A 21,817-nucleotide genomic window follows, 5' to 3' on the forward strand; every position below is an offset into this window, starting at 1 on the left:
ATCTCACAATCATATTTAAAAATTTCAAAATAATTGGCTTAAAAGATTTAAATGTCACACCGATTTAACTCTTTTTTACATTTTTTTAGCTAAAATTGTCACAAAATAATGAAAGGTTGTTTATGCGTATAAAATTACCACATGCTCCATACATAGCAAGAAAAGTAGGACTTGATCTTTATAACTGTGGTTTTGTTACATTTAGTGCTGGCATAGAGCCGGTTGCTTTGGTCGTTAAAGATATTTTAGAAACTGATATAAACAAAGAAAAAGCACTAGAAGAAAAAGTAAAAGCAGTTTTAGAGCAAAATGAAAATGAGATGGATTTTATGCAAGTTGATAGAAAAAATATGTTTTGGCTTATCAAGAAAAAACTTGCAAAAGAATTTGACGTGATTTTATCTTATGAAGATCGCTACAGCCACGTCGCACACGAGATTTTAGAGCAAATTTGGAAAAAAAGCTTGATTGATTATAGCGTATCTGAAAACCGCGTTAAAAATGTAATTTATAACTCTATAGAAAACTACCTAAAAACCTATGAAGCCATAGAAGATACAGTAGTTGATAAGCTTGATAATTACAAAAGAAAGCTAATCCCAGGCACCGAAGAATACGATTTGATTTTTGAAAAATTATATGAAGAAGAGCTACACAAAAAAGGAATGATTTAATGAAGGCATATATTTATCTTGAAAATGGTGTTTATTTAGAAGCAAAGGCATTTGGCAAAAGCGGAAGTGCTTTTGGAGAGCTTGTTTTTAACACATCGTTAACTGGCTATGAAGAGATTATCACAGATCCTAGCTACGCTGGACAGTTTATAGTTTTTACAATGCCTGAAATCGGTATAGTTGGTATAAATGACGACGACCAAGAGAGTGCTAAAATACACGCTAGTGGTATTTTCATAAGAAATTTTAATGAAAATCCTAGTAATTTTAGAAGTCAAAAGAGCTTAGAGCAGTTTTTTTATGATCAAGGTAAATTTGGCGTTTATGATATCGACACAAGGTATCTTACAAAGATGCTAAGAGATAGTGGAAATATGCGTGTTTTTGTATCTACTGAGATAAGTGATAAAGAGGTTTTAAAGCACGAGCTTGAAAATAGTGCAAAAATAGAAGAGATAAACTATGTGAGCATTGTCAGCACAAGAAAACCTTATAATCACGAAAAAAACTCTTGGAAACCAGAGAAAATGAGCTATGGAAATGTAAAATCTATAGGCAAAAAAGTAGCCGTCATAGACTATGGCGTAAAGAGAAATATACTAAATGAGCTTTGTGAAGCTGGACTTGAAGTAGAGATCTATCCTCATGATGTCAAAGCCGAGTTTTTGATAGATAAATTTAAAAAAGGCGAGATAAACGGAGTGTTTTTGAGCAATGGTCCAGGCGAGCCAAGAATGCTTGTAAATGAGATAAATGAAATCAAAAAGCTGATAGCTGCTGATATTCCGATGTTTGGAATCTGTCTTGGACATCAGTTGCTTTCAAATGCTTATGGATATGAGACTTACAAGCTTAAATTTGGCCAACATGGAGCAAATCATCCGGTGTTAAATTTAGAAACCAAAAGCGTAGAAATAACAGCTCAAAACCATAATTATAATGTCCCAGAAAGCATCTGCGAAGTAGCTACTGTGACTCATAGAAATCTATTTGATAATACAATCGAAGGCGTGAGATATCATGGTGGAAAAGTATTTTCAGTCCAACACCACCCAGAAGCTAGCAGCGGTCCAAACGAAAGCAAATATATATTTAAGAAATTTATAGAAATATTATAATGGAATTTGCAACTATATTTAGCGTTATTAGCGTCGCTTTTTTATCTAGCATATCTCATTGTCTTGGGATGTGCGGTGGATTTGTGGTCGCTTGTAATGCTAAACTTGCAAAAAAACCTGTAGCTCAAATTTGGCTTTATAATATCAGCTATCATATAAGCAGAATTCTAGCTTACGTGGTGCTTGGTATTTTATTTGGGCTTTTTGGCTCATTTGTCATAGCAAGCGTAATTCTAAAGGGATACGTGTTTTTCGCTATTGGTCTATTTATGGTGGTTTTAGGGGTGGCTTTGATAAAAAGAGGAACTCTTTTAAAATTTATAGAAAATGACAAAATATCACAAAAATTTATAATGCCTAAATTTAAAAATCTCATACAAAAAGACGGCATATTGGCGTTTATGCTGCTTGGGTTTTTAAATGGCCTTTTACCTTGTGGGGTGGTTTATTATTTTTTAGCACTTTCACTTAGTGCTGGAAGTATCGCAAATGGAGCTTTGGTTATGGCGGCATTTGGTGTCTCGACACTTCCTGCGATGCTTGGTTTTAGCGGACTTGTAAATTTGATAAGTGGGGAGCTAAAATCAAAGATGAACTATATCTCAGCCGGTATTATAATGCTTTATGGTATATATTTGGCATATTTAGGATTTATGGCTATAAAATGATAAATTTGAGTGTAAAGTTAAAACAATACCAAGATGCTATAGATAAGAGCAATATCGTTTCAAAAACAGATATAGAAGGCTATATAACTTTTGTGAATGATGAGTTTTGCAAGATTAGTGGATATAGTAGAGAAGAACTTATCGGAAAACCTCACAACATAGTGCGCCATCCAGATGTCCCAAGTGAAAATTTCAAGATACTTTGGAAGACAATTCTTGCAAAAAAAGTCCATAAAGGTATAGTCAAAAATAGAGCCAAAGATGGAAGCTCATTTTATTTAAATACCACGATTATTCCGATACTTGATGAGAATGGGGATATAGAAGAATTTGTCGCTATCAGGCACAATGTCACTGAGGTCGTTTTGCTAAATGAGAGGCTTTTAAAAACTCAAAATGAGCTAAAAGAGCTAAACGCGTCTTTGGAGCAAAAGGTTGCCGAACAGACAAAAAAACTTATAGATCTAAATAAAAATCTAGAGCAAAGAGTACTTCAAGAAGTCGTAAAAAACGAAGAAAAAACAAGATTGATGTTTCAGCAAAGCCGCCTTGCAAATATGGGTGAAATGCTAGCAAATATAGCTCATCAGTGGAGACAGCCACTAAACGAGCTTAGTATAGACCTTTTTAGGCTTAAACAAAGTTGCGAGCCAAATAGTGAATTTATGGAAATTTACGATCACTCAAAATCAGTAATAAAAGGTATGAGCAACACCATAGAAGACTTTAGAAATTTCTTTAATTCAAATACCCAAAAGGAGAATTTTCCAGTTTATGAGGCTTTAAACAATGCTATCATAATGCTCCAAAGGACGCTTGAAAAAGAGGATATCAAGCTTGATTTTAACTGCGATAAAGAAGCTAGCGTAAGTGGATATAAAAACGAGCTAACTCAAGTATTTGTAAATTTATTTACCAACACAAGAGATGCTTTTAGGGATGTTAATATAACAAATAAAGTCATTAAAATCTCTATTAAAAAGTTAAAAGATAATGTAAAAATTAAAATTTGTGATAATGCTGGCGGCATAAAAGAAGATGTAAAAGATAAGATATTTGAGCCGTATTTTACTACCAAACATCCAAGCGTAGGAACTGGACTTGGGCTTTATATGAATAAAAAAATTATCGAAAAATTAAATGGAGATATCAGTGTAAAAAATGTCAAGGGCGGAACTTGTTTTGAAATAAATATACCAACAAAAGAGGATAAAGGAAATCAAGATGAATAAAATGCTTAAAAATTTAACAGTACTCTTAGTCGAGGATGAAGAAAAGATCAGAAATAGCATGGGAAGTGCTATGGAGGCGGTATTTAATAAAGTCATATTGGCACAAAATGGAGATGAAGGGCTTAAAAAATTTAAGAAATTTAACCCAGATATCGTAATAACAGACATCTCTATGCCTATTATGGATGGGCTTGATATGGCTAGTGGCATAAGAAATATATCAAAAGATACTCCAATAATCGTTCTTAGTGCATTTAGCGAAAAAGAAAAATTGCTAAAAGCCATAGATGTCGGCATAGATAAATACATAATCAAACCAATAGATATGGAAGAGTTGTTTGAGGCTATATCATTTTTAGCCACAAGTAAGATAAGTGGTGCAAATATTATTGAAATCGGTACTGGATACGCATTTAACAAATCAAAAAGAGTTCTGATACAAAATGATGTAGAAATCCCACTAACCAAAAAAGAATTGGCGTTTATTTCTATACTTGTAAAAAGACTTGGAACGCTTGTGCTTCACGAAGAGATAAAAAATACAGTTTGGATCGGAGAAAAGGTAAGTGACGCTGCGATTAGAACATTTATAAAGCGTATTCGTGATAAAGTTGGTTCAAATTTAATTAAAAATGTGCCAGGTCTTGGTTATAAAATAGAAACAAATTTCTAATTTTTTTAATTTCCAAACACTGATTTTATGGCTATCTAAAAAGATTAATTTATACAAAATTAATCTTTTTAAGAAAATTTATATTTTATTTACCTTATAATTTCAAAGTTATGTTTTTTTCAGCTTAACATAAAAATTTCTAACAGGAGGAACTTTTCGATGCAGCCAAGTAACGCATTGAATTATGACTATTCAGTCGCTAAGTACTTCATGTTTACCACTATTATATTTGGTATAGTAGGTATGGGTATAGGAACTTTGATAGCTTTTCAAATGGCCTATCCAGATCTAAACTACCTAGCTGGTGAATACGGAACATTTAGTCGTCTAAGACCACTTCACACAAATGGTGTGGTTTATGGGTTTATGTTGTCAGGTATATTTGCTACCTGGTATTATATCGGTCAAAGAGTACTTAAAGTCTCTATGAGCGAATCAAAATTCCTAATGTTTATAGGAAAACTACATTTTTGGCTTTATGTTTTAGTAATTGCCTTGGCTGTTGTGAGTCTTTTTGCTGGCTTATCTACTTCAAAAGAGTATGCTGAGCTTGAATGGCCTATAGATTTGCTTGTAGTTGTAGTATGGGTTTTGTGGGGAATTTCTATATTTGGACTTATAGGAATACGCCGTGAAAAAACTCTATATATCTCACTTTGGTATTATATAGCTACATTCTTAGGCGTTGCAATGCTATATTTATTCAACAACATGGAAGTTCCAACTCGTCTTGTTTCAGGAATGGGTAGCTGGTTGCACTCTGTTTCTATGTATGCTGGAAGTAATGACGCTCTAGTACAATGGTGGTGGGGACACAACGCTGTTGCGTTCGTATTTACTGTTGCAATTATCGCTCAAATTTATTATTTCTTACCAAAAGAAAGCGGTCAGCCAATATTTAGCTACAAACTTTCACTATTCTCATTTTGGGGCTTAATGTTTGTTTATCTATGGGCTGGCGGTCACCACCTTATATATTCTACAGTTCCAGACTGGATGCAAACTATGGGATCAATCTTCTCTATAGTTCTTATCTTACCAAGCTGGGGATCTGCTATAAATATGCTTCTTACTATGAAAGGCGAGTGGGGACAACTAAGAGAGAATCCACTTATTAAATTTATGGTTTTAGCAAGTACATTCTATATGTTCTCAACTCTTGAAGGACCAATCCTTTCAATCAAATCAGTAAATGCACTAGCACACTTCACTGACTGGATTCCAGGACACGTTCATGATGGTACTTTGGGCTGGGTTGGATTTATGACTATGGCAGCACTTTATCACATGACTCCAAGAGTTTTCAAAAGAGAACTTTATAGCAAATCTTTAATGGAAGCACAATTTTGGATTCAAACAACTGGTATAGTTTTATACTTCGCTTCTATGTGGATAGCTGGAATTACTCAAGGTATGATGTGGAGAGCTACAGATGAATACGGTAACCTTGCTTATTCATTTATAGATACTGTTACAGTTCTAATCCCATACTACTGGATAAGAGCAATAGGCGGATTGTTGTACTTAGTAGGCTTCTTTATGTTTACATACAACATACTAAAATCAATTTCATCAAGTAAGCCGATCGATCGTGAGCCAGTTAGTGCTTCACCGATGGCTGCGTAAGGAGGAATGAATGTTTAGTTGGTTAGAAAAAAATCCATTCTTTTTTGCGGTATTTGTGTTTATATTTATAGCTTATGCTGGTGTGGTAGAGATTTTACCAGACTTTGCAGATCGTGCTAGGCCAGTTGAGGGCAAAAAGCCTTATACTGTTTTACAGCTTGCTGGTCGTCAAGTATACATAAATGATAGTTGTAATGCATGTCACTCACAACTTATTAGACCATTCAAATCAGAAACTGATAGATATGGTATGTACTCAATTAGTGGTGAATATGCTTATGATAGACCATTTTTATGGGGTTCAAAAAGAACTGGACCAGATCTTTGGCGTGTAGGTAACTATAGAAGTACTGACTGGCATGAAAATCATATGAAGGATCCAACAAGTGTTGTTCCTGGAACTATAATGCCAGCATATAAACATATGTTTAACAAAAATGCAGATATAGAAACTGCTTATGCAGAGGCTTTCACTATCAAGAAAGTATTTAATGTGCCTTATGACGCAGAAAATATGCCAAAACTTGGTAGTTGGGATGAGGCTAAAGCTTTGGCCAAAGAAGAGGCTGCAGCTATAGTTGGACAGATGAAAGATCAAGATGTTAAAGATGCGTTTGAGCGTGGTGAAATTCGCGAAATCGTAGCTCTTATAGCATACTTGAATAGCTTAAAATAAGGTTTTATTATGAGTGTAGAAACAATGAGAGAACTTCAAGCTTATGGTTATTTTGTTTTACTGATAGCTATGGTTGTATTGCTTTATGGCTACTGGTTTCATCTCAAAAAGTCTGAAAAGACTGGTAGAAGAGACTATGAAAAGTATTCAAATTTAGCCCTTAGAGATGATCTAAGAGATGATGTTTTGGAAACTGTTTCTACTAGTAATGCTAAAGGGAGCGTTGAAAAATGAAATGGTTTAATCTCGAAGATAATATAAACTCGCTTTCTATAATTGGTGCTATAGTTATTATACTACTTACACTTATAGTAGTAGGTAGACTATTTAAGCAGATGAAAGCGAAAAAAGAAGGTGGCGAACTAAGTGAGCACAACTGGGATGGCATAGGTGAGTATAAAAACCCATTGCCAATTGGTTGGGCTGTTACATTTGTTTTGCTTATAATATGGGCTATATGGTATTTCCTAGCTGGTTATCCTCTAAATTCATATTCTCAAATCGGAGAGTATAATGAAGAGGTAAAAGCATATAATGAAAATTTCCAAAAGAAATTTGAAAATGCTAATATAGATGAGTTAAGAGCAATGGGAGAACAAGTTTTCTTAGTACAATGCTCTAGCTGCCACGGTATCACAGGCGATGGCATCAATGGCAAGGCAGCTGACCTAAATATATGGGGAAGCGAAAAAGCTATATATGACGCGATAGTAAATGGCTCAAAAGGTCTTGAGTATCCACTTGGTGAAATGCCTGGCGGTATGGCTGCAAGCAATGATGAAGCAAAAGCAATCGCAGCTTTTGTTGCTAAAGAGATATCAGCTATCAAAAAGACTAATAATGAAAATCTAGTCGAAGCTGGACGCGTCGCATGGGCTACATGCGCTGCTTGTCATGGTGAAGACGGCAAAGGTATGGACGGTCAGTCTCCAGATCTAAGCACTTATGGTTCAAGTAAATTTGTATTAGATGTTCTAAACCGTGGTAAAAGTGGTGCCATAGGTGTTATGCCTAAATTTACTGGTTCAGGAATACTAAATCCAACTCAAGAAAAAGCAGTTAGTGAATATGTTATTTCACTATCAAAAGGAGAGTAATATGGAAAATACAAATAGATGTGTTTTTGGTCTAAGTGGAGTTTCTGGAATGCTTATTGCGACTGTATTACTTCTTAGTATTTTGGGAGTGTTAACATATTTGGGTATAATCGCACAACAAGACGTTATGCAAAAACCATATCAACTAACAAATCCAACTTCTGTAGAGATGAAAAGTAGCATGAAGCAAGAATCAGAAGTCATGGTAATTAAGGAGTAAAATATGTCAAATATCTTAGAAACGTTAATTGTAGCAGGTCTTATCATAGCTGCAGCTATAACTGCTTGGGCAGTTTTAACTCCAAATCATCTTTTTATAGGATGAGATTATCATCAATCTTTAAGAGTGGCTTATTGGCCGCTCTTTTTACAATCACTCTCAATGCTACTGTGATAGACAATGCAAATATTCTAAGCGTTCCAGTAAAAGATAAATTAGATACTATAGGCTTGGAATTGCAAACAAAAACAGGTATTAAATTTGATCTTATCACATTTGCAAAACTTGATGGACAAAAACTTGAATTTCTTATCGAACCTTACATAAAAGATCCATCTTACGTTGTGCTTGCACTTGTTCCAAAAGAGCTTGGAGCAAAAAGCGGCAAAGTAGATATATTTGGCTCAAATGACGCGCTAAAACTTTTTGATAAAGAAGCAGTCCTTAGCCCATATCCAGAAAGTGGCTCGATAATACCTATTCTAGTCTCAAAAAAAGAAACTGATATCTACAACGCAGCTATGCTAAATGGTTATGCAGACGTCGCCGATAGGATAGCAAGCTCCAAAGGCGTCAAGCTAGAAAGTTCTATAGGAAATTCAAACCGAGATACCATCAACATACTTAGGTATCTCATATACGGTTCTATTATTTTAGTTATAGTCGTTTTTATGATTCGTAAATTTAAAAGGTAGGGTATGCAAACTAAAAAAAGCTTTTGGCCTTATGGGATTTTGTTGTCGATTTTTGCGATAGTTTGTGCTTGCATTTATACGATTTATTATTCACTTGATTATCCAGTTCACTTGGATAATTTCTACTTTGACAAGTATCAAAATGTAGAAAATGGTTACAATGAAATACAGATAAAACAGGCTAAATTTGAACAAGATATTAAATTTGACACAAACGCAACTATACTCATAAATGGACTTGTAAATCAAAACCCAGACCAGACTCTAAGACGCAAAAAAGTAGTTCCAGTTGTAAATTTAAACCAAGATTTGGAAATTATTTTTGATACAAATGCCTCAAATTTGGAGGCAAGCTTGTTGCTCACTCGTCCAGATACAAATGAGTTCAATCAAAACTTGCAATCAAGCCTAGAAAATGGTAAATTTAGCATTTCTAAATTTAATCTAGACAAGGCTGGAAGGTGGCAGATAATGATGAAACTTATAAACTCTGATGATAGCGTGGGATTTTATAAATTTGAACTATACGCAAAATAGAGAACTTTACGTCCTTAGCTCATCTAGAAATATTAGGGACTTTTTAGAGCAAAATTGCACGAACTCTTTACTTCCAAAAGTCATAACGATTTTTGAGTTTAACCAGACAATTCTTTTGGTAAATGGACTAAAAAAAGCCACAGATACAACCAGACTTCTTATCATGCAAGAGGCTGCCAAAGCGACAAAAGCAGTCTCTAGTGAGCTAAATATCAGCACTGAATTTTTTGCATTTTTGAAAAATAGTAGCTATCTTTTTTCTTTTTTTCAAGAGCTAGAAAGGGAGTTTGTCAGCATAGATACTCTTAAAAATAGCGATACTTATGCAAATTATGATGAGCATTTAGACATATTACAGGAGCTAAAAAATCTATATTTTAAGCTTTTAGAAGAGCATGGATTTTACGATGATATAACAATTTGCACTAAATTTAGCATAAATGAAAGCTACATAAAACAGTTTGATAAAATTCACTTAAAAATAGACGGTATGTTGTCTAAATTTGACTGGAAAGTCTTGCAAGAAGTCGCAAAAATCAGCGATTTAAATATTTATTTTAACTCTAGCAAATACAACCAAAAACTCATAAACGCAATAGAAAATATAACTAATTTGGAGCTTAAAACTGGATTTGAGTATACTTTAAATTTGAGCCAAAACAAAATCATAGCCCAAACCAAAACGCCTAAAAATAGCAAAATAAAACTAAAAGAATTCAGCATTAGATCGCTCCAATGCGCATATATTTTTGATGAAATCTCTAATTTTATCAGAAGTGGAATTGAGCCAAAAAATATAGCAGTCATCTTGCCCGATGAGGATTTTTATAGAGTTTTAAAAGCTCTTGATGAGCGTGATATGCTAAACTACGCTATGGGCGAAAGTTTGACTTATCAAAATATATTTATCTTGTGCGATAGCCTAAAACAAGCGCTTGATTCAAATTTGATGTATAAAAAAATGGAAAATTATCTTGAGTTGGCTAAGGATTTAGATCAGTTAAGCTCTACTTTAAATTTCTTCAAATTTGATGACGAACTCTATAAAAATCTAAACTTAATGTATAGATCAAACTGCACTTTTGAGAGATTTTATGAGCTATTTGATTTGATAAAATCACACGTGCAAATCTCAAATGAAGTAGGGCAAATCTTAGAAAACGAATTGTTTGTTTTAAAACAGCTTTTATCTAGCGTAAACCTTGATTTTGCCACTGTTTTTGAGATATTTTTGATGAAGCTAAAAGATATTAAGCTAAGCATGGTTGGTGGTGGAGAAGTCACTGTTATGGGGCTTTTAGAAAGTAGATCGAAAAACTATGAGGGCGTTATTATCGTCGATTTCAATGACAATTTTGTCCCAAGAAAAAGTCAAAAAGAGATGTTTTTAAGCTCTGTAATACGCAAAAAATCAGGTCTAATTAGTCACCAAGATAGAGAAAATTTACAAAGATTTTATTACGAAAGCTTGATAAATAGGGCAAAACAAGTTAGCATATCTTACACTAAAAATGAAGAGTCTTTGCTAAGCAGATTTGCTATGGATTTTGCCTATGAAAATGATTTAACACACAGTCAAAATGACTATCAAGAAGCATTAAATTTAGATGGAATTGAGCCAAATTTAAAGCCAGAAGATCCAGTTTGCAAGCATGATTTTTTTGGCTCTAGCCTCTCTTTTTCAAGGCTAAATACATATCTTGCTTGCAAAAAAAAGTATTATTATAAATACATTTTAAAGCTAAAAGAGTATAGAAATTTCACTCAAGAATCAACAAGTAATGAGCTTGGAAGTACTATTCATGCAGCACTGCAGCTCTACTTCACAACTCATAAAGACAGTTTTAATAAAAATGAGTTTCTGAGTATTCTAAATAAATTTAAAAACCAGCAAAATCTTTTAGATATGAGCGTTTTTGAGCTAAGGCTAGATAAATTTGCAGAGGTTCAAAATAGCTATTTTAAGCTTGGATATAAGGTCGCTGAGTGCGAAAAAGAGCTAAATAATGAGTTTTGTGGCGTCAAAATAGAAGGCGTCATCGATAGGATAGACATAGGCGAAGAGATCAGACTGATCGATTATAAAAGTGGCAAAATAGATGAAAGCTCGCTTCAGCTTGCCTTTTACCAAGCACTATATGGCGTGGAGTGTGAGGGGTATTTTTACTCTATAAAAGAAAATGAGTTTATATCCAGCAAAAAAACTATAGAAGATTTGAGATCGCTCATAGAAAGCTTAAAGGATGAATTTACCCAAGAGGTCTGTTTCGAACGTACAAATAAAAGTGAAACGTGCAAATACTGCGATTATGCTCTGTTTTGTAAAAAGGAGTTAAAATGAGTTTTGAGCCATTTTTAGCCCTTGAAGCCAGTGCGGGAAGCGGCAAGACTTTTATGCTTTCAGTCAGGTACGTGGCTTTGGTATTGCAAGGCAACGACATATCAAAAATCCTAGCTTTGACATTCACCAAAAAAGCAGCAAACGAAATGAAAGAGCGCATCATTAAGACTTTTTGCGAGCTGGAAACTAGTGCAGGCGAACTTAATGAGCTTAGCAAAATGCTTGGTTTAGAGCGCGAGCAAATCATTGCTTTAAGAGATAAATATAAGGCTAATTTTTTAAGAAGTGAGCTGAAAATTCTTACTTTTGACGCATTTTTTGGAATGATTTTAAAGCTTTTTAGCTTAAATTTAGGTCTTATGCCAGATTATGAAAGTGGCGCAAATATCGATAATGAGGTAAAAAACAGATTCTTAAAAAATTTGCTTAAATATGATCTTTTATCTTCAGTTGCTTACTATATGCAAGCAACCAACGAGTCAAAAACTGCGTTTTTTGCAACTTTGAAAATGCTTTATGAAAGCCTTGATGATCCGTCTTATACTGAATGTAAAATGCCTTTTGACGTCCAAGTTTTGGCTAAATACGAGACTTTAAGTAGATACGCGCTCACCTTGTCTAAAGATAAAAATTACCAAGCAAATTTTAGCGAAACAAAACTCGCCGAACTGGTAAAAAAACCACTCATAAATGACTTTCCAAATAAAAAGTATTTTAGCGTTGTGGATGCTAAATTTATAGAGCTTAGAGATGAGCTTATCCGTGCTTTAAAAGAGTATTATGCAAATTTAGAAAAGTTTAAGATAAATCAATTTTTTAAGTTCATATCTTTTTATGAAGATAGCAGATTTGGCACTATTGCAGAAAAAAATAGGCTTGATTTTGTCGATGTCACAAGGCTTGTTAAGAGACTTCTTAGCAAAGCAATAGACAAAGAAATGCTCTATTTTAGGCTTGATGGCAGGATAAAACATATCTTGATTGATGAATTTCAAGACACAAATGTCGTCCAGTATAAGATACTTTTGCCACTCATCGAAGAGACGCTTTCAGGAGATGGACAAAATGGGATCGGTAGCTTTTTTTACGTTGGGGATATCAAGCAGAGTATTTATTTTTTTCGTGGTGGTAAAAAGGAGCTTTTTTCAAAGTTAAAGTATGATTTTAAGCAGATTAAATTTGATAATCTAAAGATAAATTATAGAAGCGATAAAGCCATTGTAAATTTCGTAAATGAGACATTTAAAGAGAAATTTGGTGCCGATGAAAATGGAAATTTTGCCTACAAAGCCCAGCTTCCAAACTCCAACTCTGAGGGCTTTGTCGGGATTTATGAGTTTGAGATAAATGGCAAAGACAATAAAGAGACTAAATTTGATAATTTTTTGCAGACACTAAAACAAAGGGTTGATTTTTTAGTTAGCAGTGGCGTGAGTTTTGAAGATATTTGCATACTTTGCTGGAAAAATGACAACGCAACGCTCATAAAAGAGTTTTTAGAAAAAGCTGGTATTCCAGTGGCATCTGGTGGCTCAAATTTACTCATCAATTCAGCTAAAGTTCGACTTATTACGGAGTTTACGCGGTTTTGTTTGTTTGGAGATAAAATCTACTCTCAAAGCATAAATGAGCTTTTAGGTCACTGCCCGCCAAAACTAGAGTTAAAGATAGATGATAGTTTAGAAGCGATATTTAAGTTTATAGCCAAATATTTAAGGATTGATCCGTTTGATAAAAATTTGCTAAAACTCTATGAGATAAGCTCAAATTATAAAAATTTATTTGATTTTATTTTCAATATTGATGCAAACTCCACGCCAGCCCCAGACGCAAAGCATTTGGGGATTTCTTTGATGAGCGTGCATAAAAGCAAAGGTTTGCAGTTTGGTCACGTTATAGTTTGTGATACGATAAACAAAGGCAGAGGCGATGACAAGCCGTTTTTGATGGATTATGATACCTTTGAAGATAAGCTTGATATAAAACTAAATGATAAAATCCTATCAACGCTTGGCGATGAAAGCTACATAAAGCTAAAAAGCAGAATTGAAAATCTGGAAAAAGAAAATATCATAAATGAGCTTTATGTCGCACTCACTAGAGCCAAACAAAGCTTGCAAATTTTAGTAAATTCAAATCCAAACGGTAATTCTCCATCGTTTTTTAGGGCTTATGAAACATCATCTAAGATCGTAGAATATCTAAATTTGCAGCCAATAGAAATAGGAAAAATGGATGTTTGCAAAAAAGTAGAAAGCAAAACAGACTTTATACCACTTGATAGCTTTGAGCCAGTGCCAAAACAAGTAGTAAAGGCTAGTAGCGACGCACCTGTATCAAAAGATATTGATTCTATATATTTTGGGCTTGGACTTCACTATATGTTAGAAATGCTTGCCAGATTTGACAAGCCTAGCCTTGAGCTATCAAAGACTGCTTTGATAAATAAATTTGGTGGCATTCTAAGCGGTGAGGCTATAAATGAAATCTGCCAAAGAGTGCTAAATTTGATAAATAATCAAGATTTTCAAGCAATTATCAAAGGCAAAAAGCTATTTAAAGAGCAAGATATAGGCTTTGAAGGAAATATAAAAAGACTAGATATGCTTTGTATAAATGAAGATGAAATGGTCATCATAGACTATAAAAGCTCTAAGAATTTTATCTTAAAAAATCAAGAGCAAATGAGCGAATATATCGGCATTTTAAGGCAAATTTATGGTGAGTACAAAATAAGTGGTGCTATAGTTTTTATACTCAAAGACGGAGCCGAAATCCTAGAAGTTATGCAATAATCTAAAAATATTCTTAAATTCAGTATATTTTAAGTTTCTTTAGATATAATTCCAACTCTAATTAAAGAATAAAAGGCAAGATTATGACAAATATAACTAAGCCAAGCGAAGTAAAACGCGATTGGATCGTTCTTGACGCTGCTGGAAAGAGATTTGGTAGATTACTAACTGAAGCTGCAACTTACCTACGTGGCAAACACAAACCTGGATTTACACCAAACGTTGATTGTGGTGATTATGTTATTATCATCAACGCTAGCAAAGCTGAATTTACGGGTGCAAACAAAGCTGAAGCAAAACTTTATCACAGACATTCAGGCTATTTTGGTAGCGTTAAAAGTGAGAAATTTGGTGATTTATTAACAAATAAACCAGAAAAACTTTATAAACTTGCAGTTCGTGGTATGCTTCCAAAAACAAAACTTGGTAAAGAAATGCTTAAAAAACTTAAAGTTTATGAGGGAAGCGAACACCCACATACTGCTCAAATAGCTAAAGAAGGAAAATAATAATGGCAACAACATACGCAACAGGTAAAAGAAAAACAGCAGTTGCTAAAGTTTGGGTAAAACCAGGTAGCGGCAAAATCGTTGTAAATGGTATGGATCTAAACACTTGGCTTGGCGGACACGAAGCAATCAAACTAAAAGTTGTTCAACCACTTCTTGTAACTAAACAAGAGGCTTCTATGGATATCACTGCTACTACTTTAGGTGGTGGTTATTCAGCTCAAGCAGAAGCTTTAAGACACGGAATTTCAAGAGCTTTAGCAGCTATTGATGCAGATTTTAGAGCAACTCTTAAACCACAAGGTCTTCTTACTAGAGATAGCCGTGTTGTTGAGCGTAAAAAATGTGGACGTAGAAAAGCTAGACGTAGCCCACAATTCTCAAAAAGATAATATTTATCACTCAAATTTGGAAGCCTTTTGGCTTTCAAATTTTTTCTTATTCATCCAAATTTCAATCTTACATTTAGTAATAGTTTATAAAAAATTATAGTTAAGTTAAAAGCAATCATATATAATTCTCACTGTCCAACAATAAACCTCCTTTTTGTAATAATTTACCGGGAAGTTAAGCCTAACAACCCGGTACATTTTTAAGTTAATCAATCTAAATTTAGAAAAATAAAAGAAAATATTTTAAAAATTATGATAAAATATATACCGAAAATTTTAAGAAGGAATTAAAATGAAAAAAATTGCTATAGCACTTTGTGCAGCGTCAGCATTGTTTGGTGCGAACACTTACAACTATGAGTTTACTCCAGTTGTAGGATATGCTCATCCAGAAGGTACTCAAGGTATAGACGATCAAAAATTTATAGGTTTGAGAATCGCTAGAAACTTAGATACATTTTTATTAAGCCAAATCGAACTTGGTTTTGATTATTCTAGAAATGTTAGTTATGAAACTACAGCTAAAGGTGCGGTTGGCTTTGATACAGATATAAGAAGATATTATGCTAACCTTGTCAAAGATTTTGCTTTAACTGATGCATTCTCAATATATGGCTTAATGGGTCTTGGATATCAAGAGTTCACAAAAGAAGCTAACGATGTAGATGACGGTGGATTTGCTCAAGCTGGTCTTGGTTTGAAATACAAAGTTACAGACAACTTCGCTCTTAAAGCAGAGGCTAGAGATCTACTTGATTGGAATCAAGGTGATAGCACATTCCTTTACTCTTTAGGTTTTGCAGTATCATTTGGCGAGGCTGTAAAAGCAGCTCCAGCAGCAGTTGTTGCTCCAGTAGCTCCAGCTAAAACTGAAGTAAAACCAGCTATTGGCGATGAAGATAAAGACGGCGTATTTGACAATGTAGATAGATGCCCTGGCACTCCTGCTGGAGTAGTTGTCGATGAATATGGTTGCGAAAAAGTTATCCGTCTAAATTTAACTGCAAACTTTGCATTTGATAGCGCAAAAGTTACTCCAGAGTACGAAGCAAAAATCAAAGAAGTTGCAGATGTTATGGTTAAAAACCCAGAGTACAGAGTTATCTTAGAGGGTCACACTGATAGCACTGGTCCAGATGCTTACAACCAAAAACTATCTGTAAAAAGAGCAGACGCTGTTGCAGCAGTCTTAGAAAAAATGGGCGTATCTAAAGGCAAAATCACAACTGAGGGCTTTGGTGAGGCTAAACCAATCGCATCAAACGCTACTAAAGAAGGTAGAGCTGAAAACCGCCGCGTTGAAGCTAAATTTAGAAAATAATCTTTATGGAATTCCTACAAAATATTGATTATATGAGTATACTTGCCCTTGTTGGTAAGTATACTATGAAATTTATAGTATCTCTACTTATATTTTTCATCGGTAAGTGGGTGATATCAAAACTCGCTTTTGTCTTAGAAAAAATCATTCATAAAACAAAAATTGACGCTATGCTTGGCAACTTTTTGCTAAATGTAGTAAAAACTATGCTATTTATCTTTGTTATACTTGCAGCATTATCAAATTTGGGTATCGAAACTACATCTTTTGTTGCGGTTTTAGGTGCTGTAGGTCTAGCTATTGGTATGGCGTTTAAAGATACTTTTAACAACATAGGCGCTGGAGTTTTGATCATCTTTTTTAAGCCATTTAAGCTTGGCGATGCTATTGATGTTGGTGGCACTTTGGGTTCTGTTAGGGAGCTAAATTTATTTACGACTTACCTTACTACTGGCGATAATAGAACTATCATTATCCCAAACTCGCAAGTCATCTCATCAAAAATCATAAACTATTCGCTCAACCCTACTAGAAGAGTAGATTTAGTTTTTTCTATTGATTATAAAGACGACTTGAAACTAGCTAGAAATCTGATACTAGAAATCGCATCTAAAAAAGATATTATCCTAAATGAACCAGCGCCATTCGTTGGTGTTTCGACCCTTGGGGATAATAGCGTAGATTTGGCAGCTAGATTTTGGACTAGAAACGAAAATTACTGGAATGTCTATCATCAAATGCTAGAAGAGGTTAAAGAGGCTTTTGATAAAAACGGTATTTCCATACCATTCCCTCAAGTTGTAAATCATCATATTTACGATCCTAAAGATAGGGATTAAATTTGTCAACCATACTTTTTGATTTGGATGGGACTTTGATCGATTCGACAAGTTCCATTCTACATGGCTTCCATACTGCTTTTGATAAATTCAGCTTTCCAAACCCAACAGACGAGCAAATTTGCTCACTCATCGGACATCCGCTTGATTATATGTTTGCAAATCTTGGCGTAAGAAATGAGCTTGTTTGGGATTTTGTTGCTGCGTACAAAGAGGCTTATAGACAAAAATACCTTGATGAAACCAAGCTTTTAGATGGCGCATTTGAGGCTGTAGCTATGGCTAGTGAGTTCGCTGATCTTGGTGTCGTGACTACTAAGACTTCTAAATACTCAGTCTATTTGCTCGAACATCTTAATATAGCAAAGTATTTTAAAACCATAATAGGCAAAGATGACGTAACAAACCCAAAGCCAGATCCTGAGCCTATTTTAAAAGCTCTCAAAAGGCTTAATAAACCTGCAATAAATGCTTTTATGGTAGGAGATACTCCTATGGACGCAAACTCCGCAAAAGCCGCTGGCATCGTAAGCATAGGCGTAACTTGTGGATATGAAAACAGCGACACATTAAAATCTTGCTGTGATTTTGTCTGCCAAAACGCGAAAGAAGCTGTCGATCATATAAAAAGTAGATTAAATTTATAAAATTACATTATAAATTTATATCTTGTAACTCTACTATTTTCTTATGTGTAACTATCTGTAACGTATAATAATAAAAGATGTGTTAAATTGTAATAAGATAAAAACTTTAAGCAATAAATTTGTAGAATTATAAAATATAAATGATATATCCAAGAAAGGAAACCGATGAGTAAAATTATGAAAACAATGGATGGCAACGAAGCTGCTGCGTATGCAGCATACGCTTTTACCGAAGTTGCTGGGATTTATCCTATTACACCAAGTTCTCCTATGGCTGACTATACAGATATTTGGGCAAGTCAAGGCAAAAAGAACATATTTGGTATGCCAGTTAAGGTTGTAGAAATGCAAAGTGAGGCTGGAGCAGCCGGAACTGTTCATGGTAGCTTACAAGCTGGAGCACTTACTACTACTTATACAGCAGCTCAAGGTTTGTTACTAAAAGTTCCAAATATGTATAAGATAGCTGGTCAAATGCTACCAGGCGTAATCCACGTAGCAGCAAGATCACTAGCAGCCCAAGCTCTTTCTATATTTGGCGATCATCAAGACGTATATGCATGTAGACAAACTGGATTTGCGATGCTTGCGACTGGTTCAGTTCAAGAAGTTATGGATCTAGCTGGCGTAGCTCACCTTGCAGCTATAAAAGGTCGCGTTCCTTTTATGCACTTTTTTGACGGATTTAGGACAAGCCACGAAATCCAAAAAGTAGAGCTTATGGACTACAGTGTATTTGATAGACTTGTAGACAAAGAAGCTATCCAAAAATTCCGCGATGAAAGCATAAATCCAGAAAGCCCAAAAACTCGCGGAACTGCTCAAAACGATGACATATACTTCCAAACAAGAGAATTAAGCAACAAATTTTACGACGCACTTCCTGATATCGTAGCTGATTATATGAGCGAAATCTCAAAGGTAACTGGTCGTGAGTATAAACCATTTGTTTATTATGGTGACAAGGACGCTGAGCGTGTCATCATCGCTATGGGTTCTGCTACACAGGCTATTGAAGAAGTGGTTGATTATCTAAACTCAAAAGGCGAAAAAGTAGGACTTGTCAAAGTACATCTCTATAGACCATTTAGTCTAAAATACTTCTTTGATGTCATTCCAAACACAGTGAAAAAAATCGCAGTCTTAGATAGAACAAAAGAGCCAGGTGGGCTTGGTGAGCCACTTTATCTTGATATAAAAGCAGCTTATTATGGCACTCCAAATGCTCCAGTTATCGTAGGCGGTAGATATGGTCTAAGCTCAAAAGACGTAGATCCAGCTCAAATGATAGCAGTATATGAAAACCTAAAACAAAATGAGCCAAAAAATAACTTCACAGTCGGTATCGTCGATGATGTTACAAATTTATCCCTGGAAGTTGGAAGCAAAATTTCACTTAGCGATAAAGACTGCATAGAGTGCTTATTTTACGGACTTGGCGCAGACGGAACAGTCGGAGCCAACAAAAACTCTATCAAAATCATCGGAGATAAAACAGATCTTTACGCTCAAGCTTATTTTGCTTATGATAGCAAAAAATCAGGCGGCTACACTAGAAGCCATTTAAGATTTGGCAAAAAGCCTATCCGTTCTACTTATCTTGTTTCAAACCCTCATTTTGTGGCTTGTTCGGTCGCAGCTTATCTTGATATTTATGATGTTGTTGATGGTCTTAGAGACGGCGGAACATTTCTTCTAAACTCTATTTGGGACGCTGATGAAACCATAAAAAGAATGCCAAATAAAGTCAAACGTCTTCTAGCACAAAAAAATGCAAATTTCTATATCTTAAATGCTACAAAACTAGCTTATGAAATAGGTCTTGGAAACCGCACAAATACAATTATGCAATCAGCATTTTTCAAACTAGCAAAAATAATTGACTTTAGCGACGCTCAAAAATATATGAAAGAGTACGCTTACAAAACATACTCTAAAAAGGGCGATAAAATCGTAGAGATGAACTATCAAGCCATAGATCAAGGCGCTGATAGACTAGTCAAAATCGAAGTAGATCCAAGCTGGGTAAATTTAAAAGATGAAGCAAAAGAAGTAGAAAACAAATATGTCGGTAGCGAATTTGTAGAAAAAATAGTCAAACCAATGAACGCAGCGCGTGGTGATAGCCTGCCAGTTTCAGCGTTTGTAGGTCATGAAGACGGTGGATTTGAAGCTGGAACTACTCAGTATGAAAAACGTGGCGTAGGCGTAATGGTACCAAAATGGATAGAGGCAAACTGTATCCAATGTAACCAATGTGCATTCGTCTGTCCTCACGCAGTTATCCGCCCATTCTTAGTAGATGAAGAGGAGGCTAATAAAGCTCCAAAAGGCGTTCAAGAGCATCTTATAGAGGCAAAAGGCAAAGAAGCCAAAGGATTTAAATACAAAATCCAAGTAAGCCCACTTGATTGTACTGGTTGTGAGCTTTGCGCGCAAAACTGCCCAAGCAAAGAAAAATCACTTGTCATGGTTCCACTTGGCGAAGAGCTAGACAAAGGTGAGCAAGAAAACGCTGATTATCTATTTAAAAATGTCAAATACAAAGATGATTTAATGAGTAAAGATAGCGTAAAAGGCGCGATGTTCGCTCAGCCATTATTTGAGTTCCACGGCGCTTGTCCAGGATGTGGTGAGACTCCATATATCACGCTAGTTACAAGACTATTTGGCGAAAATATGATGGTAGCAAACGCAACTGGTTGTAGCTCTATCTATGGTGGTTCAGCTCCGTCTATGCCATATCGTAAGTCAAACAAAAACGGTCACGGCGTGGCTTGGGCAAACTCACTTTTTGAAGACAATGCAGAGTTTGGTCTTGGTATGGAAGTAGCAGTCGAGACTATCCGTCACCGCATAGAAAACATCATGCTTGATACAATCGAGCAAGTTCCAAATGCTCTAAGCGCACTTTACAAAGACTGGATAGAGTTTAAAAATAGTATAGAAAAAACATCTCAAATCAGAGATATTTTAGTCCCACAACTTGAAGCAAATTTAGACGCTCCAGGAGTTAAAGACTTGCTTGGTCTTAAACAATACATAGCCAAAAAATCACAATGGATCATCGGTGGCGATGGTTGGGCTTATGATATTGGTTATGGCGGCTTAGATCACGTCTTAGCAAGTGGTGAAAACGTAAATGTTTTGGTTTTGGATACTGAAGTTTATTCAAACACAGGCGGTCAAAGTAGCAAATCAAGCCGTGCAGGCTCTGTAGCGCAGTTTACAGCTAGTGGTAAATCAGTTCAGAAAAAAGATTTAGGTCAGATCGCTATGACTTATGGTAACATATTTGTAGCTCAAATCAACTCAAACGCAAGCCAAGCAAACGTGGTAAAAGCCATAGCAGCTGCACAGGCGTATGATGGCCCAAGCCTTGTTATAGCTTACTCTCCATGTATCGCTCATGGTATCAAAGGTGGTCTTGCGCTCTCAGGCGACCAAGCTGAGCTAGCTACAAAATGTGGTTACTGGCCAACTTACATCTATGATCCACGTTTAGTAAAAGAGGGTAAAAACCCACTGAAAATCACTTCAAAAGATCCAGAATGGGACAGATACGAAGAGTTCTTGCTAAACGAAGTTCGCTACAATTCACTTAAAAAGCTAAATCCAGCCCACGCAGCTGAGCTTTACGCACAAAACAAAGCAGATTCTATGAGAAGATTCCGCCAGTTAAAACGTTTCGCAAATGCTGATTTTAGCGACGAATTAGAATAATCTTAAAGGCTTCCTTGTGAAGCCTTCCCCGCTT

General features: G+C 35.2%; 20 protein-coding genes. All 20 read left to right on the top strand.

Annotation, left to right across the window (positions count from 1 at the left end; translation table 11 throughout):
* Positions 1–122: 122 nt before the first annotated feature.
* The 20 genes from CIG1485E_RS02165 to nifJ all read left to right on the top strand — a co-directional run bounded on the left by CIG1485E_RS02165 (position 123) and on the right by nifJ (position 21,783).
* Positions 123–674: a DUF507 family protein gene (locus CIG1485E_RS02165; RefSeq protein ID WP_038453229.1), complete on the top strand. Its 552-nt coding sequence runs from the start codon at positions 123–125 to the stop codon at positions 672–674.
* The gene (carA, locus tag CIG1485E_RS02170) at positions 674–1,792 is read left to right on the top strand and encodes a glutamine-hydrolyzing carbamoyl-phosphate synthase small subunit (protein WP_038453231.1); all 1,119 of its coding nucleotides are present in this window, start codon (positions 674–676) and stop codon (positions 1,790–1,792) included. Before CIG1485E_RS02165 ends, carA begins: the two co-directional genes overlap by 1 nt.
* Positions 1,792–2,460 carry a sulfite exporter TauE/SafE family protein gene (locus CIG1485E_RS02175; RefSeq protein WP_038453233.1) on the top strand — a complete coding sequence of 223 codons (669 nt, stop codon included), beginning with the start codon at positions 1,792–1,794 and terminating at the stop codon, positions 2,458–2,460. The genes carA and CIG1485E_RS02175 overlap by 1 nt, the downstream gene beginning before the upstream one ends.
* The gene (locus CIG1485E_RS02180) at positions 2,457–3,692 is read left to right on the top strand and encodes a PAS domain-containing sensor histidine kinase (protein ID WP_038453235.1); all 1,236 of its coding nucleotides are present in this window, start codon (positions 2,457–2,459) and stop codon (positions 3,690–3,692) included. The genes CIG1485E_RS02175 and CIG1485E_RS02180 overlap by 4 nt, the downstream gene beginning before the upstream one ends.
* A complete protein-coding gene (locus CIG1485E_RS02185) occupies positions 3,685–4,365 on the top strand; it encodes a response regulator transcription factor (protein WP_038453237.1) in 681 nt (226 codons plus the stop codon). Before CIG1485E_RS02180 ends, CIG1485E_RS02185 begins: the two co-directional genes overlap by 8 nt.
* 159 nt (positions 4,366–4,524) lie before the next feature.
* Positions 4,525–5,991, top strand: coding sequence for a cytochrome-c oxidase, cbb3-type subunit I (gene ccoN, locus CIG1485E_RS02190; protein WP_038453238.1), 1,467 nt, complete (start codon positions 4,525–4,527; stop codon positions 5,989–5,991).
* Between the two features lie 10 nt (positions 5,992–6,001).
* On the top strand, positions 6,002–6,667 hold the full coding sequence (gene ccoO, locus CIG1485E_RS02195) for a cytochrome-c oxidase, cbb3-type subunit II (protein ID WP_038453240.1): 666 nt from the start codon (positions 6,002–6,004) through the stop codon (positions 6,665–6,667).
* Positions 6,668–6,676: 9 nt separating this feature from the next.
* Positions 6,677–6,901, top strand: a complete 225-nt coding sequence (locus CIG1485E_RS02200) for a cytochrome c oxidase, cbb3-type, CcoQ subunit (protein ID WP_038453242.1) — start codon at positions 6,677–6,679, stop codon at positions 6,899–6,901.
* On the top strand, positions 6,898–7,764 hold the full coding sequence (locus tag CIG1485E_RS02205; protein ID WP_038453245.1) for a cbb3-type cytochrome c oxidase N-terminal domain-containing protein: 867 nt from the start codon (positions 6,898–6,900) through the stop codon (positions 7,762–7,764). Before CIG1485E_RS02200 ends, CIG1485E_RS02205 begins: the two co-directional genes overlap by 4 nt.
* A 1-nt stretch (position 7,765) precedes the next feature.
* A complete protein-coding gene (locus tag CIG1485E_RS02210; protein WP_038453247.1) occupies positions 7,766–7,984 on the top strand; it encodes a DUF4006 family protein in 219 nt (72 codons plus the stop codon).
* Positions 7,985–8,118: 134 nt separating this feature from the next.
* Positions 8,119–8,679, top strand: a complete 561-nt coding sequence (locus tag CIG1485E_RS02215; protein ID WP_231723686.1) for a hypothetical protein — start codon at positions 8,119–8,121, stop codon at positions 8,677–8,679.
* Positions 8,680–8,682: 3 nt separating this feature from the next.
* The gene (locus CIG1485E_RS02220) at positions 8,683–9,216 is read left to right on the top strand and encodes a hypothetical protein (RefSeq protein WP_038453249.1); all 534 of its coding nucleotides are present in this window, start codon (positions 8,683–8,685) and stop codon (positions 9,214–9,216) included.
* The gene (locus tag CIG1485E_RS02225) at positions 9,197–11,557 is read left to right on the top strand and encodes a PD-(D/E)XK nuclease family protein (protein WP_038455512.1); all 2,361 of its coding nucleotides are present in this window, start codon (positions 9,197–9,199) and stop codon (positions 11,555–11,557) included. Before CIG1485E_RS02220 ends, CIG1485E_RS02225 begins: the two co-directional genes overlap by 20 nt.
* The gene (locus CIG1485E_RS02230; protein WP_038453251.1) at positions 11,554–14,352 is read left to right on the top strand and encodes a RecB-like helicase; all 2,799 of its coding nucleotides are present in this window, start codon (positions 11,554–11,556) and stop codon (positions 14,350–14,352) included. The genes CIG1485E_RS02225 and CIG1485E_RS02230 overlap by 4 nt, the downstream gene beginning before the upstream one ends.
* 83 nt (positions 14,353–14,435) lie before the next feature.
* The gene (rplM, locus tag CIG1485E_RS02235) at positions 14,436–14,861 is read left to right on the top strand and encodes a 50S ribosomal protein L13 (protein WP_038453254.1); all 426 of its coding nucleotides are present in this window, start codon (positions 14,436–14,438) and stop codon (positions 14,859–14,861) included.
* Between the two features lie 2 nt (positions 14,862–14,863).
* Positions 14,864–15,253, top strand: a complete 390-nt coding sequence (gene rpsI / locus CIG1485E_RS02240; protein WP_038453257.1) for a 30S ribosomal protein S9 — start codon at positions 14,864–14,866, stop codon at positions 15,251–15,253.
* Between the two features lie 292 nt (positions 15,254–15,545).
* Positions 15,546–16,574: an OmpA family protein gene (locus tag CIG1485E_RS02245; protein ID WP_038453259.1), complete on the top strand. Its 1,029-nt coding sequence runs from the start codon at positions 15,546–15,548 to the stop codon at positions 16,572–16,574.
* Positions 16,575–16,606: 32 nt separating this feature from the next.
* The gene (locus CIG1485E_RS02250) at positions 16,607–17,413 is read left to right on the top strand and encodes a mechanosensitive ion channel family protein (RefSeq protein ID WP_407637575.1); all 807 of its coding nucleotides are present in this window, start codon (positions 16,607–16,609) and stop codon (positions 17,411–17,413) included.
* A gap of 2 nt (positions 17,414–17,415) precedes the next feature.
* A complete protein-coding gene (locus tag CIG1485E_RS02255) occupies positions 17,416–18,060 on the top strand; it encodes an HAD family hydrolase (RefSeq protein WP_038453264.1) in 645 nt (214 codons plus the stop codon).
* A gap of 165 nt (positions 18,061–18,225) precedes the next feature.
* Complete coding sequence (gene nifJ, locus CIG1485E_RS02260) at positions 18,226–21,783, top strand: pyruvate:ferredoxin (flavodoxin) oxidoreductase (RefSeq protein WP_038453266.1); 3,558 nt, start codon at positions 18,226–18,228, stop codon at positions 21,781–21,783.
* Positions 21,784–21,817 lie beyond the last annotated feature (34 nt).

This window comes from Campylobacter iguaniorum (assembly GCF_000736415.1).
GTDB classification, from domain to species: domain Bacteria; phylum Campylobacterota; class Campylobacteria; order Campylobacterales; family Campylobacteraceae; genus Campylobacter; species Campylobacter iguaniorum.